At 61.3% G+C, this 15400-nt stretch carries 18 protein-coding genes and 1 pseudogene; 11 read left to right on the forward strand and 8 right to left on the reverse strand.

The annotated features are described in order from the left end of the window. The first annotated feature begins 173 nt into the window (after positions 1 to 173). The 5 genes from HCU76_RS34255 (at position 174) to HCU76_RS34275 (ending at position 3909) form a co-directional block, all read left to right on the forward strand. The gene (locus tag HCU76_RS34255) at positions 174 to 1448 is read left to right on the forward strand and encodes an AAA family ATPase (RefSeq protein ID WP_218511772.1); all 1275 of its coding nucleotides are present in this window, start codon (positions 174 to 176) and stop codon (positions 1446 to 1448) included. Positions 1449 to 1560: 112 nt separating this feature from the next. After that, positions 1561 to 2184 (forward strand): Y4oB family protein, encoded by a 624-nt coding sequence (locus tag HCU76_RS34260; RefSeq protein WP_218511773.1) that lies wholly within the window; start codon positions 1561 to 1563, stop codon positions 2182 to 2184. 157 nt (positions 2185 to 2341) lie between these two features. Further along, on the forward strand, positions 2342 to 2575 hold the full coding sequence (locus HCU76_RS34265) for a BPSL0761 family protein (protein ID WP_218511774.1): 234 nt from the start codon (positions 2342 to 2344) through the stop codon (positions 2573 to 2575). A 109-nt stretch (positions 2576 to 2684) separates the two neighbouring features. Continuing rightward, positions 2685 to 3134: a hypothetical protein gene (locus tag HCU76_RS34270; RefSeq protein WP_218511775.1), complete on the forward strand. Its 450-nt coding sequence runs from the start codon at positions 2685 to 2687 to the stop codon at positions 3132 to 3134. Between the two features lie 67 nt (positions 3135 to 3201). Further along, positions 3202 to 3909 carry a hypothetical protein gene (locus tag HCU76_RS34275; RefSeq protein WP_218511776.1) on the forward strand — a complete coding sequence of 236 codons (708 nt, stop codon included), beginning with the start codon at positions 3202 to 3204 and terminating at the stop codon, positions 3907 to 3909. 326 nt (positions 3910 to 4235) lie between these two features. Here the strand turns inward: HCU76_RS34275 and HCU76_RS34280 are convergent, their stop codons facing one another. Then, positions 4236 to 4949, reverse strand: a complete 714-nt coding sequence (locus tag HCU76_RS34280) for a hypothetical protein (RefSeq protein ID WP_218511777.1) — start codon at positions 4947 to 4949, stop codon at positions 4236 to 4238. A gap of 227 nt (positions 4950 to 5176) precedes the next feature. Here HCU76_RS34280 and HCU76_RS34285 point away from each other — a divergent pair, with 227 nt between their 5' ends. After that, complete coding sequence (locus HCU76_RS34285) at positions 5177 to 5377, forward strand: hypothetical protein (RefSeq protein ID WP_218511778.1); 201 nt, start codon at positions 5177 to 5179, stop codon at positions 5375 to 5377. 74 nt (positions 5378 to 5451) lie between these two features. Here the strand turns inward: HCU76_RS34285 and HCU76_RS34290 are convergent, their stop codons facing one another. The 4 genes from HCU76_RS34290 to HCU76_RS34305 are packed head-to-tail and all read right to left on the reverse strand — an operon-like array spanning position 5452 to position 8095. Then, positions 5452 to 5688, reverse strand: coding sequence for a hypothetical protein (locus tag HCU76_RS34290; RefSeq protein ID WP_218511779.1), 237 nt, complete (start codon positions 5686 to 5688; stop codon positions 5452 to 5454). Between the two features lie 57 nt (positions 5689 to 5745). Then, positions 5746 to 7206 (reverse strand): protein kinase, encoded by a 1461-nt coding sequence (locus HCU76_RS34295; RefSeq protein ID WP_218511780.1) that lies wholly within the window; start codon positions 7204 to 7206, stop codon positions 5746 to 5748. Next, positions 7203 to 7514, reverse strand: a complete 312-nt coding sequence (locus HCU76_RS34300) for a hypothetical protein (RefSeq protein WP_218511781.1) — start codon at positions 7512 to 7514, stop codon at positions 7203 to 7205. The genes HCU76_RS34295 and HCU76_RS34300 overlap by 4 nt, the downstream gene beginning before the upstream one ends. Next, positions 7514 to 8095, reverse strand: a complete 582-nt coding sequence (locus HCU76_RS34305; protein ID WP_218511782.1) for a DUF4158 domain-containing protein — start codon at positions 8093 to 8095, stop codon at positions 7514 to 7516. The genes HCU76_RS34300 and HCU76_RS34305 overlap by 1 nt, the downstream gene beginning before the upstream one ends. A 246-nt stretch (positions 8096 to 8341) precedes the next feature. Between HCU76_RS34305 and HCU76_RS34310 the strand changes: the two genes are divergently transcribed. From HCU76_RS34310 to HCU76_RS34325, 4 genes are all read left to right on the forward strand, one after another. Further along, a complete protein-coding gene (locus HCU76_RS34310; protein WP_218511783.1) occupies positions 8342 to 9283 on the forward strand; it encodes a serine protease in 942 nt (313 codons plus the stop codon). Between the two features lie 10 nt (positions 9284 to 9293). Next, positions 9294 to 9566, forward strand: a complete 273-nt coding sequence (locus HCU76_RS34315; protein WP_218511784.1) for a hypothetical protein — start codon at positions 9294 to 9296, stop codon at positions 9564 to 9566. Further along, the gene (locus tag HCU76_RS34320; protein WP_218511785.1) at positions 9563 to 10786 is read left to right on the forward strand and encodes a hypothetical protein; all 1224 of its coding nucleotides are present in this window, start codon (positions 9563 to 9565) and stop codon (positions 10784 to 10786) included. Before HCU76_RS34315 ends, HCU76_RS34320 begins: the two co-directional genes overlap by 4 nt. Before the next feature lie 80 nt (positions 10787 to 10866). Next, positions 10867 to 12285 (forward strand): hypothetical protein, encoded by a 1419-nt coding sequence (locus tag HCU76_RS34325; RefSeq protein ID WP_218511786.1) that lies wholly within the window; start codon positions 10867 to 10869, stop codon positions 12283 to 12285. 501 nt (positions 12286 to 12786) lie between these two features. On the opposite strand, the gene HCU76_RS34330 is transcribed toward HCU76_RS34325, so the two are convergent. From HCU76_RS34330 to HCU76_RS34340, 3 genes are all read right to left on the reverse strand, one after another. Then, positions 12787 to 13359 (reverse strand): recombinase family protein, encoded by a 573-nt coding sequence (locus tag HCU76_RS34330; RefSeq protein WP_256354698.1) that lies wholly within the window; start codon positions 13357 to 13359, stop codon positions 12787 to 12789. Positions 13360 to 13463: 104 nt separating this feature from the next. Next, positions 13464 to 14114 carry a helix-turn-helix domain-containing protein gene (locus HCU76_RS34335; protein WP_218511787.1) on the reverse strand — a complete coding sequence of 217 codons (651 nt, stop codon included), beginning with the start codon at positions 14112 to 14114 and terminating at the stop codon, positions 13464 to 13466. A gap of 158 nt (positions 14115 to 14272) precedes the next feature. Continuing rightward, the gene (locus HCU76_RS34340) at positions 14273 to 14629 is read right to left on the reverse strand and encodes a DUF5372 family protein (protein WP_371319949.1); all 357 of its coding nucleotides are present in this window, start codon (positions 14627 to 14629) and stop codon (positions 14273 to 14275) included. On the opposite strand from HCU76_RS34340, the pseudogene HCU76_RS34345 reads away from it, so the two are divergent. Further along, a pseudogene (locus HCU76_RS34345) lies at positions 14611 to 15390 on the forward strand (IS21 family transposase); the annotation flags it as partial. The gene HCU76_RS34340 and the pseudogene HCU76_RS34345 sit on opposite strands and share 19 nt — an antisense overlap. Positions 15391 to 15400 lie beyond the last annotated feature (10 nt).

Raw genomic sequence — 15400 nt, forward strand, 5'->3', positions numbered from 1 at the left:
ACGCCGCGTTGTGCATGAGCGCCAGTTCAAGGCCGCGCAACTGCAATGGATGGCCCTGGAGAACGATCTGATCGAGCGCGCCGGGTGCGGCGTCCCCCTTGGCGACGATCCGCCCAAGGAGTCGTGTCCATGACCGCATCGACACCACGCGCGGCCGTCAATGGAGACCAGACATGACAAGGGCGTTTCAGAATCCGGACGATCCGCCGGGCTATGCGCAGTACAGACCGGATTGGATGCGGGGACAGTTGCATTCGCTAAAGCCGTTTCTTGTGCCATTGGAGCTCAAGGACGCTTTGATGAATGCCGAGCTGCAAAAAAGGGCCGAGCTGGAGGCAAAGCAACGAGCCGAAGCAGCGCAGCATGAGAGCGCCAGCAGGGCCCAAAATCCCACGACTGTCGCGGACGTATTGGGACACGCCGATGAGCGCGCTGCCCTGATCAATGCGTTCGAGCGGGTCATCGCCAGGAGCGACCTCGCGCATTTCCACATGGTGCTCACGGGTGATGAGCTACTGCGCGTCGCGGAACTCGTCCTCACCTGGCGTGATGACGCTGAAAGAAAACAGGACGCCGAACTGCTGCGAAAGCTCCTTGCTAAAGGGGCGAGGCGGGAGGTCGTGAATCCGGGCTTGGATCCGGTGCGGTGGCGGCGATCACTTGCCCATCTGTACGACGTTCATCCGCATTTTCGTGAAGTCACTGACTTCGTCGCGCACCGCGTTTCCCTGTCCGTTGCGTCGGGTGAGGCGTTGTGGATTCCGCCGATTCATCTAACTGGTTGTCCGGGTGTCGGCAAGACCCGCTATGCCAGCGACTTGGGCGCGGCGCTAGGCGTTCCCATGCGCCGCCATTCGATGGAAAACGCGCAATCGTCCGCGGCGTTGCTTGGAACGGAGCGGCATTGGAGTACGGCGGCGTTTGGTTTGATCTTTGAACTGGTCTTGTTGGGAAACCATGCGAACCCTCTGGTTCTGATCGATGAACTCGACAAGGCCGCGGTCGGCGGCAACTGCAATCCCACGGGGTCGCTGCACTCGTTGCTCGAGCCGGCGACATCGGCCAACGCGGTCGACGCGCTGTTGGGCATGAGCTTCAACGCGCGGCTGGTGATCTATGTCGCGACCTCGAACGACCGCTGCAAAGTTCCCGCGTCGATCCTCTCGCGATTCCGCGAGTTCGAGATCCTGCCGCCCATGGGCGAGCAGGCGCTTCAACTCGCACGCGTCGTCGTACGAAGTGTGGTGGCCGATTCGGGAGTGGGCGACTTCGCGCCGCCCGATGACGCCTGGTGCCACAAGTTGGCGTTCTATACGCCGAGGGAGATCGGGCGGCACGTGCACCTCGCGGTCGCACGCGCCGTGGCCAACAACAGGCGCCACCTGACCGCGGCGGACCTGCCACCTGACCCAAACGATTCAGTGCACAAGGACAGACCACTCCATTGACGCCCATGAACGCCTTCTCAAGACACCCCATTGCTGCCAACCCCGTGCGAGAGTGGCATTCACGATGCCGCGCGAGCCCTTGCTTCGAACTTCACGCCTCGAGGGTCTGCCAATGACCATGCCGCAGCAACGACTGACTGCGTTCCTTCGAGCCGGCCAGCTCATTTCGGACATCGTCAAGACTGGCGGGAACCCGGAAAAATGGGGCGCCCAGTTGCCCGAGCGCCTCCTGTACGCAGCCAAAGCGGCGCTGCGCTTCTACCCGAGTTTCGACGAGATCGAACGGGCGGCGCGTGAGCAAAGAAGCATGCACACGTGGATGGCCCGCGAAATTCGGGGACCGCTGGCAAAGGACGTTATTTGTGGGCGTCTGATAGACGCCTGCGCGGAAATCGACGCAGAGCCAGCGTCGAACAACGTGACGTCTGACTGCAATGCCTACATGAATCAGTGGCTCTTTACAGAGCACCCGGCGCTTGGCTATCGCGAGCCTATGGATTTCCTGGACGCGTCTACCGATCTTGAAATGCTCATCGAGCTGTTCAAGTCCGAAACGGTCGCATCGCGCAAAGCGAGACGGGTGTTCGCCAGCGAACCGGAAGCATATCGCTGGCTGCGCGAATTCAATCGCTCGCTCGAAGGCATACCGCTCGAGATGCTGGGTTCAGAGACCGGGCGACGCAAGGTTGCGGACGAACTGAACCGACTGGCGACGCGGTACGGGAAAGCGAAGTGAGGCGGCCGTTCGGATTGGGCGAAGCTCCCGGCACAGGGAGGCGACCCCATTTCAATTCGGTTCGTTTCCACACGTCGCAGCCAAGGCGCTTGGCAATGCTGAAGCGGTACCCGATGGATCAAGTCACGCGGAGATCAACGATGGAAGTAACGACATCATGACCTTGCCATACGAAAGACGCCGTGCCCTCGAATGGGCGGGCGAGACGCTGCGGGAGCTTGCCTACCTGCGTGAGAAGGACGAGGAGCTATGGGGGGGACCTGTGCCACCCAAGCTTACCCAACTGGCGAGACGGATCCTGCGCCATTACCCGGAGCCTTGGCAGATCGAATTTGCCGTTCAGAGCAACGAGCCATTGAATTGGTGGATCAGCGAGGAGCCCGAGCGGTGACGAATTCCCGAGGCGGTCCTTGCGGCGACGGAGTCGCATGCCTCCGGCGCGAGCATGTCTGGACGTCGATTTCAGTACCGCGTGCGCTTTCGTCATCAAGGGGCTCCAGATGACCCCGGTCGAGAAGTTGGAGGCACGCTTTCCCTATATGTTCGCGGGCGAGTCCCTCAGCATGGAGTACTACGACGGCTGGTTGCTGATCTTTGCGTGGGCCTGTGAGCAGATCGACGCGGTGCTTGGCGAAAACAAGCGGGGGTTCTATTGGCGGCAGGTGAAAGAGAAGTTCGGCACCGCACGGTTCTACTACCGCCTCGGCAACGCGAAGCGCTTGATCGTCGATCTGAGCGACGGCCAAGGCTGGCACAGCGTGATCAAGAAGCCCACGAAGGCCGGCGACCCGGTGGCGGATCGCATCGACGCCATCGTCGACGAGGCGGAGGCGCGGACGGGAAGTGCATGCATGCGTTGCGGGGCAGCCGCGAAAACCAGGGCCTATGACGGCTACTACCTGACGCTGTGCAAGTTGCACGTGCCTCCAAGAAGGAATCAGCAGTCGTGACGAGCGTTAGACGTGTCAGGTGCCCGGTCCGTGCCACGTGAACTGAAGACGATCCGATCCTCCAGCCATGCGCAAGAAATCTTCCGAAACCAATGAACCCACGGCGACTGTGCGCGTAGCGTCGCGGCCGCGCCGCAAGAGCGCGACACCGGAGCCGAACGCACCGGAAGAGAATGATCCGGAGGCGCTCATCGCACGCGTCGAGGCGGTGCGCGAGGCATCGCGCCTCATCGCGCGCGAGCTGCTCCGCGAGGAAACAGCCCGCTTTGTTGAAGGCCAGTACCGCCTGTTGATGCGGCTATTCGCCGTCGCCTCAAAACTGGAGCGCAAATCGCAGCAGGCGATGGCGGATCTGCTGGAGCCGCGCCGCATGTCGGCACTCCGGGTGAAACTTGAAGCGCGCGCGATCCAAGCCGTCATGACCGGCACCGAGTGGCTCACGGATGCCGAAATCGGGCAGCTCGTTTATCCGAAGGTGTTCAATGCGCGTGCGACGGTGAAAAGATGGCTGGCCAACGGCCGCATCTTCGGTATCGACCATCGAGGAAAGAAGTTGTACCCGCTTTATGCCTTCGATGCGACTTGGCAGCCTTTGCCGGCGGTCAAGGAGATCCTTTCCGTGCTGGGTGGCCTCGAGCCTTTCATGCTCGCATGCTGGTTTGACTCCGCCAGTTTGATGCTCAGCGGAAAGCGCCCGCGGGAAGTCATCGCAAGCAATCCCGACGCCGTGTTGGCGGCCGCCAAAGATTACCGGTCGGGCGCGATTGACGGCTAGGCCATGCTCAGATCCCGCGGCGCGCGCGGAATTGCAAGAGGCGCTCGCGGACTACCTGAAGTCGCTCGAGTGGCTTGAGATTTAAATTGCGGCCACAGTCAAGGAGATCCTCGAATCTGGCCAGCTACTGCACGCCGCCTTCCTTTTCCCGGAGCGAGAGTATCGTCATCCATGGGCGTAGCGGGGGCGCTCCCCTGGCGTGGATTGATCCCGGCGGACCTGCGTCTTCTTGGCCAGGTTGGGCCGCAACCGCGAGAGCAGTCCCCCCAACCAGTACCGCATCCTAAGCAATGCTTTGGTGTGGTCGTTCATGTGTTTTCCGATGACTATCGCCTGGAGGTTTCGGTGGCCAGCGTCACGGCGGCCTTGGTCGTCGCGCGCGCTCGACGACGGGCCTCGGCCCAGGCGTCGTAGTCGCCTCTGCTCGCGAACCACGTCCGATCGGAGCTGAACCCACTGGACATGTCCTCCAGGATCTCCAAGCAATAGCGTCGCACCTGCACCATGTCGCCTGCCTTCAAGGCCCCGGTTATGCGCTGACGCGCATCGATGGTCGCGCCGCCGGAGCTAGTTAGGTACACGTGCGTGTGACCGGGGTGTCGTGCCAGAACAAAGGCCTCGACTGCTGCGCCCTCATCGCCTTTGGAGAAGAAGTCGACTAGGTCCAGTGCCTCGGCCTCGAGGCCGGCATCGCCAGGCCAACGCTTGGCAGCCTCGTCCGCGTAGTGCTTGTCCAATTCGCGCAGGTGCTTGTCCAACGCGAACGCTGCGTATGCCTTGGCCCACGGCTTCAGCGCTTTCAGGTCGGTGGCCAGCTTGCGCATCGCTGCGCGCGCGGCCCGCAACGCGAGTTGATCGCCATCGGACAACACCGAATCGAAGTTCTTGGCGGTGGACGCCAACTGCGTTGCCGTGCGCTGGGCGCTCGCGCCGGCGTCGCCCACTCGCTTTTCAAGCTCGTGAGTACCATAGCGCAAGTAGCGCTCGGCCAGTTCCACGTTGATCGCTGGCCCGCGGTGCTTGAACTCTCGATCAATCATCGCTTCTCTCGTTGTCGGCCAAAAGCTTGCGGACAATCCGTTGAGTGCCCGCTCCGCTTGAGCCGGTCCTTGTGTCAAGTGCATGGAGCCTCCAAAAGGCTCGAAGTTTCGACAGAAAAATTCGGGTCGGGGTGACAATAAAGCCTTCAGTGTCGCCTTCATGCAACGTGCGTCTGGACGCGGCCGATGCTGGCAATCGGGCGGCCGTGGTGATGCGCGGATAGGACTTGCGCCCCCTCGAAGTCGCAAAAGCCTGCAACCGCGATGCGGCCCAGGCTTGGCTGCGTGACATACGCATCCTCGCCGTTCAACAAGAAGCTCAAGCCCTCCGCTGGCGCGCCGCGCTGTTGCGTCCGCTGGCCGATTCATTCGAGGCGGATCGCGATGCGCTCGTCGAACTTGCCGATCGCGAAAAGCGCCCTCGATGAATGGCGAACTCGACCGCACCAGCTTCCAGCAGCGACCGGCTAAAGTCCGCGGGAGCCGCCAGCTCAGGTAAGCCTCACCGCGCCGAGTGACCAGCAGGTCGCGCGCGGCAGTGAACACTGCCTGCAGCGCCAATCCCACCGCCGCCTTCCCGCAGACCACCCGCTGTCGGCGCCGATTCGATATTGACCACCCGTTCGAGTATGGAAATTCCGTGCCGGTGCGGAGTGGCCGGCACAGGCGTGACCGCATATTGCCGCTTGGGTTGAAGCGGTTGGCTCAGCACTTCGGCATATAGGGTCGGTTCGAACATGCCGGGGCTCAAGCAGATGAAAGCCGCCGGCCGGCCCTGGGTGGTTGACCCGAAGTGTCAGGCAAGCCCAATTGCTCGGTACTGCTCGGCCTTCTTTGCAGCCCAAGGATCGTCTGGCGCAAGTTTCTGGTACGCACGCAGGAACGCGGCAGCCTTGCCGACGTCTCGCATCTGCTCGAACACCGCAACAAGCCGGCGCAAAATTGCTGGCCGGCCTGGCAGTCTCCGGTGAAGTGCCAAGAGCACCTCTGCGGCTGCCTCGTACTTCGCGTCGAGCGCAAGGATCGAGGCACTTTTCAGTAGGAGATCCGGAGCGTCAGGGGTATCGGCGAGGCACTTGGCAGCGAAGGACCTGGCACGATCTATTTGTCGAATCTCCAAATATGCCGACAGCGCCAACCGTCGTAACTCCGCGCCCGTGGGGGATGGCGCGTCCACCATGTCGGGCCGTAACTCAAGATCGCGAATGCAATCGAAGTAACGGCCTTCCCGGTACGACGCGTGAACCATCAGCAAGAAAGCCTGCTCATCCCTCGACGATTCGAACTCTGCGCGCGCAACCAGCTCGGCATCACGGTAATCGCCCTTCTCTACCAGACGCACTGCCTGCGTCGACCAATCCTCTTGCGGTGTGGGCATAGTCCCAAGCGCCCGCGTGGGCGTCGATTGAACCTGGGCGCGGCGGACGCTGCGAAAAGTCTCCAACATCACGTCCACGGTAGGCCAGCGCTCTTCCGGCACCAGCCTTAGGCAACGGTCGATGAATTCGTCTAGCGGCTGCGAGACAGAAGAGTTGACTTCACGCGCGCCCGCGAATGGCACATGGCGCGCGACTTGGCTCAAGGTGTCGTGCGGCAGTCGTGCGGTGACCAAGTGGTACAGCAGTACACCCAGGCTGTAGATGTCGCAAAGGAATCTCGCCGACTTGTCGCGAGTCGCGAGCGTTGCACCGACGACTTCCGGTGCGGAATAGAGTATCGTTCCGCCGTTCTCGCGCGTTCGGGCATACATGTCTTCAGGCAGAACGCTTGACCCAAAGTCGGTGAGCTTCACCCGATTAGCAGCGACAAGAACGTTTTGCGGCTTGATGTCGCCATGCGACATCCCCATCCGATGCAGATGGGCGCAGCCGTCCAGCACTTGCTCGAACACACCCAGAAGCTTGTCGTAGCTGGCGACAAAGCCTTCTTCCCCTTTGTCGAGAAGCTGCGCGAGGGTGATGGAAGGGAAATACTCCATCTCAATCGCATACCACTCGCCCTCGGGCGGCACCCGCCCCATCCAGTAGACATCGACCACACTCGGGTGCGACACCTGCCCAACAAGCAGAGAGCCCTCGGCAAGCTCTTCGTTTCGCTTGCCCTGCGCCTTCGGGATCTTCACAGCAACGATCGCCCCGTCTGACAGACGCTGGGCGCGCCACACCCAGCCGTACGAGCCGTCGCCGAGACACTCGACAAGCTCGTACCGATCACCAAGTCGTCGGTCAGCTCTCGGGACAAAGAACTTGATCGTCATGATTCACCTCGACGAAAGATGTTTTCCAGCCGGAGCAGACCGTCCTGGCCGGATCGGACGACGAATTGAAAGAAGATGAGCCGCGCCCTTGAGTTTCCTGGGACGCGTATGCCGCCGGGGCCCTGGAAGCCGCCCCTCACAATGTCTCTGAGCCCGTCGTGATCAGGCAGCGTGACAAGACCGTTGGTCCAGTACGCCAGAAGCAGCGTTGCATCCTCGCGATTCCAGCGTTGCTGGGCGAGACACAGCGTTTCGACCTTCGGGCTAAGGTTCTTTTGCTTACCCGAGTAACGCTCGAACTCTGCCACTAGTGCCACTCGGCGCTTCTCTCGATCGAACCACACAGAGTTCGTTGCGGCCATTGCCGCCTCCGTGGCGTCGAACGCCTTGCGGGCCCAGTCCCCAATTCGGCGTGAACCCGGAATGATGATTCGCCTGCCGTACAGCCAGGTGCGGCGGTTCGCATCAGGTCATCGGGGTGGGCGGCCTCGAGCGCGGCGACCGCGAGAACCTGCTCCATCTTCTGGAACTGGACCTCATCCACATCGCTCAGGCCGAGATATGTGCGGGCCCAGGCTTGGTGCTCGTATAGCGTCTGTCGACGTTCATAGAGCGATCGGAGACTGGCGATGCTCACGCTGGGCAATCCGAACGCTTCGCAGACCGAACGCAGCAAGACCTTCGGTACCGCGGCAAATCGGTCCATCGGGCGGCCGCTTGCCCGAAGAAAGAGCAACTGAATGGCAGCAGCGACGCGGCGGTCATCGCGGAAGCGCTCGCAGACCGCGGAAATGTCGTCCTTGCTCAGGCTGAAGAACTGCTGGACATCCAGTTCGGACATCCTGGAGGGAAGCGTCTCCGCGCCAATGAAGCGTTGGGCAAACCACACGGCAGGATCCTCCACAACGATGGGCCCGCCAATCTACGCCTTCGGCGCGCCTTGTGGATCCGAGTTCGGATTTGCCATCCGATCATGCAGCCTCGCTCGGCGACAACCACGACCGTGTCAATTTGTCGAAAAAATACGATTACCCCAAAATACGCTGTAATAAAGCGTTTGGCATCCCCAAGACTATGGATGCCTGCATTGGGTCCCCACGCCTAGACTGCAGCAGCACTCCCGAGGAGGGACAAGATGTCAGCAAAAGCGCTTTGTATCTTGGTGGCCGCCGAACTCCTGAACTTGGCCGCAGGGGCTACCGAGCCTCCTCATCCTCCCACGATGGGGGCGCAATTTTCGCTGGAACAGCTCAAGTCCCTCGGCGGCCAGCTTCAAAACGGGAAGTTGAGCGCCTTCTCCAAGCCCCCCGCGTCTCGCGCCATCGCCCTGGCGGAGAAGTCAGCCTCCATTCAGATTGACCCAAGAATTATCGGCGGCGATTTCACGACCATTGACAAGAACCCGTGGCAGGTGGCTCTGGTGGTCGGCTTCGCACCGGAACCCATCCGCCAGGAGTTTTGCGGTGGAAGCATCGTCGCCCCCAACTGGATAGTGACCGCTGCGCACTGCGTGGACAATTCAACGACCCCTGACAGGGTCGATGTAATTGCCGGTACTTCGTTCTATAAGTACAAGGGCGAGCGCATCAAAGTGGCGAAAGTCTTGGTCCACAAGGATTGGAACCCGGCCACCATGGCCAACGACATTGCCCTCCTGAAGCTCTGGGTGCCGACGACGCTCGGACAGCCGATTGCACTTCCAGCCAGCGAAGCCGGGATTCCGCCGGGGTCCAACATAGAAGTGTCCGGATGGGGGGCCGCTCTGGAAGGGGGCACGCCTTCGGAAGTGTTGATGGCTGCGCAAATTCCTATGGTGGACAACGGCTCTTGCAACGCGCCGGATGCCTATGACGGGCGCATCACAAATTCAATGTTCTGCGCCGGACTGCGAGGCGGCGGACTGGACTCGTGCCAAGGCGACAGTGGCGGCCCGGCGTCCTTGATGCTGGACGGAATACCCACCCTCGTGGGTATCGTGAGTTGGGGCGAAGGCTGCGCGCGGCAGTTGAAGTTCGGAGTCTATACCCGCGTTTCTGTCTTCAAGCCGTGGGTTGATTCGACAATCGCCGGAAATTGAAGTGCCAGCCATGCCCAGCACCTCTTTCGCACAAGATGTCAGCAAGCTATTCAATGTTGGGCAAGTCAACTGCATGACTGCAATCGGCGTGCACCTTGACAGCTACAGCTATATGGCTGACCCCTCAGCCGACAACATCTACGCGGACCACGCCAATGCGCGCCACGTGTACGCGCGCCTCACGGGAGACGAAACCCCCAGAATGCCTAAAGGGGGGCCGTTTTGGACGCCAGCCATGCTGGCGATTTTTTACGATTGGATGCAAGGAGGATTTCAGCCGTGAAGAACCTTGTCACCATAGTTGCCTTGGCTGCTTCAGTGCTGGACCCTCACGCAATGGCGCAACCCATGACCGAGCCTGGCGGCAATGCAGCGGCCACGGAACTGGCGCTGAAGACCCCCGACGAATACGCGTGGCGGCTATTTCTTTACATAAACTTGCCTGCCAAACCGGGAGTGGCTGGGGTTCCTGACGACACAAAGCATCTTGGTGACCCGAGCGATTCGGTCGTGTGGGAAAGTTGGGCCATGTCGTCAGGAAAAGACCTGAGTGAAACCTATCCGCCAAACGGGGCCAAACCCGTCGAATGGGATAAATTGAATAGAAGTGGGCCAAGGCGTCTGTTGCTTGAACCCAATCTCAAGAGAGAGGCCTTCCTGGAAAGGTTCAGGAGCATCCTGCCCTCCGCTGCTGAACGATTCTTCCCGCCAGCCCCCCTCGAACAGGAGGTCCATGCTAACAGGACGACTTACGAATTCATTCGTGAGAACGGGATGTACAGCCTGGGAGGCTTGGAGGCCCTCTTACAAACGGCACGTCAGACGAACAACCGTCAACTCATTTCGTTCAAAGCTGGCTCGAAGGAAATTAAGGCGATGTGGAAGCAGATTGACCCCAGTCTGAAATCGCGCTATCTCTGGCGCGAGACCACGAACGTTGATAACAGCAAGGTGGTCTGGGGACTAGTTTCGCTTCACATTATCACTAAGGACCTCCCGGACTGGTTCTGGGCGGACTTCGGGCACATTGACTGTGAGACTAGGCAAAATGCCTGCAACATAGACGGCCAAGAGCCCGCTTTGACTTTGCCCGTGGACAGTACAACGCGCGGACCGGGAGCGACAGCCGGGAAGGATGGCGTACGCAAAGAGACTGAGGGCACGGTCTTCAAGAATTACATACTGCGAGGAACCCAGACTGACTTCACAACAGCGCAGGGAGAGCCAACAATTCTCTCTAATCCTGTCATCGAAAACGGGTTTCAGACTTCTTCGTGCATGAGCTGCCATGCTCGGGCAGGCATTGGGCCGCGTCTGATTGGACTCGACGGAAAGCCGTTTGCCGGCCGAAATATCCTCAATCCGGGCGACCCCACGCTGGGGCCAATGAATCCTGCCTTGCTCGGAGCGGGCGATGGCGCTGCAGGCAATCCTCCGAACAGAACAATCCTGTACCTGCAAACGGACTTCGTCTGGTCCGCTCCATTTAGAGCGACCAGATGAGCCATCGGTCGCAGGCATCTGCTGGCGACCCAAATTGCGTAAACACTGCAAGCTATCGCAAACCGGAGGGGAGAACCTTTATGGCATCCGCAAATATTCCCGTTCCGTCTCCTGCTGACATCAAGGCTGGTATTTTTCCTCACGGAGTGGTCGCCTTACCGATATTGCCTAGAACGTGGCGTGCAAGCGTGCTCCTGACTCCGCACGGCCGCGGTTCGGACCCTAGCCCGCCCTACGCCGACGAACTCATCGCCGCCGAAGTGACGTATGAGGCCGTGACAGCAGTAAAGGGCCGGATGCGCTTGCGCATGTATCTCCTTGAAACGCTTGCCTACTATGATGTTTTCTTCGTCACCGATGACGGCCGCACTCAGTGGTGGTGGCTCACGTCTGAGCCCTCGGACGCGGTTTCCATTCCTTCTGCTGCCTACGGGCCGTTCGGTACCCCGGTGCAGGTCCCAGCTTCGACCTATCTTGCTGACAGGGGGTTCACCCACGTCGGAAGCTGGAATGTCTTGAGTCGCCTCCGCAATGCGTTTGCGGCAAAGGCCACGGCCACGGCCAAGGGTGGTACCTGGTTCTGGTTCGACGCCGCCGACGGCACGCCCACGAGAATCATGAACGTCGTTTCGAATGACTTCCTGGTACCGGTGCTCGGCATGGTCTACTTCGCTGACTTTTGCAACTTTGCCGCTGATGCTTCAATCGACTTGAGAGGCATCGAAGCCACTTGCGGGGGGGCGATGGCAGCGTCCAATCCGGGGCCGTTCGTCGAAGCCGCAGACCTTTTTGTCGCGTTCAAGGCTTGTCCGCCAGCGGCCACGAAGGCCTGCGTGTTCTCCCAGGTTCAGCATCTCATCCCCGGCATTGCTCCGGGCAACACAGCCGGAACTACCCCGCCCCAATGGACCAACGTTGTCAGCAGCCAGTGCTACATGATTGCGCAAGAGCTCGCGCCGCTGTATTGCGAGCTGTGGTACGACTGGACCATCGGGGTACAGGTCACGGTGTTCGTCGCTCAGGACGATGCAGGCGACTACACGGTGCGGTTTGACGAAATCCTGCCCAAGGGCCGTCCTGGGCCCACCGTCGTGTACGCGTGGAACGGCGACGCGTGGGCGCCCGCGTGCTTCGAGGCGCCTGACCCGAGACATGGTTCCGTGCCGATGCCTGTTCCAGATTTTGTTGCCGCCGGCGGGGGGAGGTGCCGGGCCGTCATCGAGGGCAATCCTCACTTTGGCGACATATCGGTCTGGTCTGTCGAGATGGGGGATGCAGCGAGTGCCGCAGACTTTTGGTATTGGTTTGACCCTCAGCAACGCGGAGTTTTGTTTTCGCTGTCACCTGCTAGCTCGCTCACGCTTATTGACTATCAGACATTCGTCCAGACCAAGCCCTTTGAGTCGGGGTATTTGACCGACCGGTCAAACGAAGTTCCAGCGTGCCAAGCCCAGCAACAATCGATTGCGCGGGCGAGGCCGAAGTTTCGGATGAAGTGAGCGCCATCGTGTGAACGCTGGTCAGGAACCGCCACTATGTGATGGCGAGGACGCGGTTTTGCCCGGAGCGAGAACTGCGTACCTGCGACGTGCCGAAGGGGACAATCCCCTCCGGTGAAGGAGCAGCTCGTGGTGGAGTCGGTTGGTCGCATGTTTTTGTGTGCCCGGTGTCGCGAACGCACCTGCTCTGTAGCCGTTGTGACCGTGGCCAGATTTACTGCGCCAGTCTTGCTCCCGCGCGCACGAGTTGAAGCTCAGCAGGCCGCTGGCCATCGGTATCAGTCCAGCGGTATCGGGCGAGTCAACCACGTCGAGCGAACGCGAAGGTGGCGCTTGCGACAGAAGGAGCGCCGTGGGCCTGGCGCCCAGGATGCAGGCTATGTGACGCATCAGGGTTCGCAAGAAGGGCCGACCGCTGAGCCCGTCCTGCCAAGCGGTCTTTTGGGCCGGTGTCGAGCCTTTGGCCGCGACTGAGGCAGCACAAAAGCATTGGTTCTGCCCTCAATGTGCTGCCGCGCTGCACCCGTGGGTACGGCTGGGATTCGTCAATCGGCGCCGCGCCAAGGGAAGCCGGCGCTCGGCCCGGGCTCGCCCCTCAAAGGGCGCGACAGACGCAAGCACCGCCTCTGCGCGCTCGCTCCTCCCATCGAAGTCGTAAAACCGCGTGCTCATCAGCGAATAGATGCGGTCGTTGAAGTGCGCCGGGTCGTACACACCATCTTCGTCGCTGATGATCGTGCGCGACATGGCGGCCAACTCGAGCAGGCGTTGCCAGTCGGCGTTGTTGCGCGCGAGCCGCGAGACCTCCAGGCCCAGCACGATGCCGGCATGGCCCATTGCCACCTCGGTGACCAGATGCTGGAAGCCGTCGCGGTCGCGGGCTTGGGCGCCCGAGAGGCCCAGATCGTTGTCGATGACGTGCCCACGCTCCATTGGCCAGCCCATCGCGACCGCGCGATCGCGCAACGCGTACTGGCGTTTGGTACTCTCGGTGTTCTCGAACACTTGGCGCTGCGTGGACTGGCGCACGTAGACAAACGCATCGCGCCGCAGGTGGTCGGCGTTGATCTTCAAGGCGTAGTCAGTAGGCATACTCATCCTTCGACTGCGTGAGCAGCAACATGTTGGCGAGCAGGCGCACGAGTTGCGGGTCGTGCGCCACCGGGATCGGCGGCACATCAGGAATCGCCGTCGACGAGATCGAAGGCGGCGGTGGTGCACTGAGCAGCACCACCAGACCGCGCCACATGCCGTGGAAGACGATGGCGCCCAGTCCAGCGGGCCGAGCCTGGCCCTGAAGCACTTGGCCGCGCAATGTCTCGTAGGCTTGGTACGCGTTCATGGGCAACCTTGAACGATCGATGCCGGGCCGATGCTTCAGCGTTTTTTTTCCGCGCGATAGCGCGCTCGATGCTTCGCGGGTGCACCGATATGCCCAGTTGCTTGTGCACCAACTGCGCCAGAGTGCGCGCCTGTATGGGGCTGCTGCCGAGGTGGTGCTCGTTGATGACGGTCATCACCTCGGGCGTGAGCTTGTGAGCCGACTTCGGTCGACGGGGCTGGGGCAGTAGCCCGCTGATCCCCTCGCGCGCGAAGGAGGCCTCGGCCAGGTAGAAGGTCGGCCGGGACAGGCCGAACAGGCTGGCCGCCTCGGCCTTGGTGACGCCGTCCTGGCGCGCATGACGAAGCATCTCGTACTTGACCTGCACGAGGTCGTTGGCGTCGAAGAAGCCGGCGCTGTCGAACCACGCCGCGTGTACCCGCTGCGGCTGCGGGTTCAGCGCGCCGAGCTCGCGCAGTCGATCGGTCTTGGTCGGGTGCTTGGGCATGGTGATGTGTGCGATTTGAGTGTAAGTCACTATGCGCCGCATATATTGGCTTGTCCAGCCGTGGTCGCTGAGTCAAATTGGACATCCACATAGCTATCGACCGTCAGACAGCGAAACAGAAATAAGGCCTATTGCAGGATATTGCGGCGTATAGAGGTTTACTTCTGCGGCGTATTGTTCTTTACGCCCTTGCGCCGTTGCAGTGCACTGCGGACCTCATCGACGAGCGCCCTTAGGCGAGCGAGATCGTCCACGCGCAGCCACGATAGACCGGCGGCAGCACGGGCGAATGCGTCGGGCTCGTCGACGCTGGTCCACGATGCAAGCAACGAGCGCAGCTGCCCATCCTCATCGAAAAACGTCACGCGGTCCTCACCCCAGTTCGGCTTGCGCGTGGTGAGCACGAAGCGCTTGCCCCGCCAAGGGTGGAATGCGTGTGTGACCTCGAACTCAATGGGCGCGCCAGCGTTCGCATGACATGCATTTGCTGACCTTTGATAAGGCCAAGGTCGAATCGGCCGTGCAGGTGGTGGAGCGCTGGATCCTCATGCGACTTCGCCACCAGCGCCTCGCTACCGTCGACGACGTGAACGAGGCGATCGAGCCATTGCTCGAGAGGCTCAACAGAAAGGCGTTCCAGAAACTGCCTGGCAGCCGGGCGAGTGCCTTCGCCGATGTGGACGCGACGGCGTTGCAGGCGCTGCCACTGCAGCCCTGGCAATGGGCTGCCTTCAAGAACGTGCGGGTGCACATCGACCATCACGTGGAGATCGAAGGCCACCGATACAGTGTGCCGCAGAACCTGGTGGGGCTGCTGCTGGAGGCGCGCATCACGACGAACGCGGTCGAACTGCTGCATCGCGGCCAGCGCGTCGCCTCTCATCAGCGAAGTGCGCACAAGGGCGGCTTCACGACGGTTGTCGCTCACTTGCCAGCGGCGCACCGCGCCCACCTTCAATGGACGCCTGAGCGCCTGGTGCATTGGGGAGAGAGCATCGGCGTGGCCACCGGCCGGCTGGTGGCTCGGCTCATCGAGGCGCAGAGCCATCCCGAGCATGGCTACCGCGCGTGCCTCGGATTGCTGTCGCTCGCGCGGCGCTACGGCCGCGAGCGGCTGGAGGCAGCCAGCGTGATCGCCCTGAAGCTCGGCACGGCGAAGTACGCCCATGTGAAGGCCATCCTGGTCAACGAGCGAGACAAGGTTGCCGCGAGCACGGCGCCGAACTGGACCAGTCCTCCCCATGAGCATGTGCGCGGCCCAGGCTACTACCAATGACGCCGGCTGT

The organism is Variovorax sp. dw_308 (genome assembly GCF_019207085.1).
In the GTDB taxonomy this organism is placed as follows: domain Bacteria; phylum Pseudomonadota; class Gammaproteobacteria; order Burkholderiales; family Burkholderiaceae_C; genus Variovorax.

Coding starts and splice junctions, on each gene's coding strand:
- HCU76_RS34325 (WP_218511786.1), top strand. CDS start 10,867: ATGGCATCCGCAAATATTCCCGTTCCGTCTCCTGCTGACATCAAGGCT.
- HCU76_RS34275 (WP_218511776.1), top strand. CDS start 3,202: ATGCGCAAGAAATCTTCCGAAACCAATGAACCCACGGCGACTGTGCGC.
- HCU76_RS34270 (WP_218511775.1), top strand. CDS start 2,685: ATGACCCCGGTCGAGAAGTTGGAGGCACGCTTTCCCTATATGTTCGCG.
- HCU76_RS34260 (WP_218511773.1), top strand. CDS start 1,561: ATGACCATGCCGCAGCAACGACTGACTGCGTTCCTTCGAGCCGGCCAG.
- HCU76_RS34315 (WP_218511784.1), top strand. CDS start 9,294: ATGCCCAGCACCTCTTTCGCACAAGATGTCAGCAAGCTATTCAATGTT.
- HCU76_RS34265 (WP_218511774.1), top strand. CDS start 2,342: ATGACCTTGCCATACGAAAGACGCCGTGCCCTCGAATGGGCGGGCGAG.
- HCU76_RS34310 (WP_218511783.1), top strand. CDS start 8,342: ATGTCAGCAAAAGCGCTTTGTATCTTGGTGGCCGCCGAACTCCTGAAC.
- HCU76_RS34280 (WP_218511777.1), bottom strand. CDS start 4,949: ATGATTGATCGAGAGTTCAAGCACCGCGGGCCAGCGATCAACGTGGAA.
- HCU76_RS34335 (WP_218511787.1), bottom strand. CDS start 14,114: ATGCCCAAGCACCCGACCAAGACCGATCGACTGCGCGAGCTCGGCGCG.
- HCU76_RS34290 (WP_218511779.1), bottom strand. CDS start 5,688: ATGTTCGAACCGACCCTATATGCCGAAGTGCTGAGCCAACCGCTTCAA.
- HCU76_RS34255 (WP_218511772.1), top strand. CDS start 174: ATGACAAGGGCGTTTCAGAATCCGGACGATCCGCCGGGCTATGCGCAG.
- HCU76_RS34295 (WP_218511780.1), bottom strand. CDS start 7,206: ATGACGATCAAGTTCTTTGTCCCGAGAGCTGACCGACGACTTGGTGAT.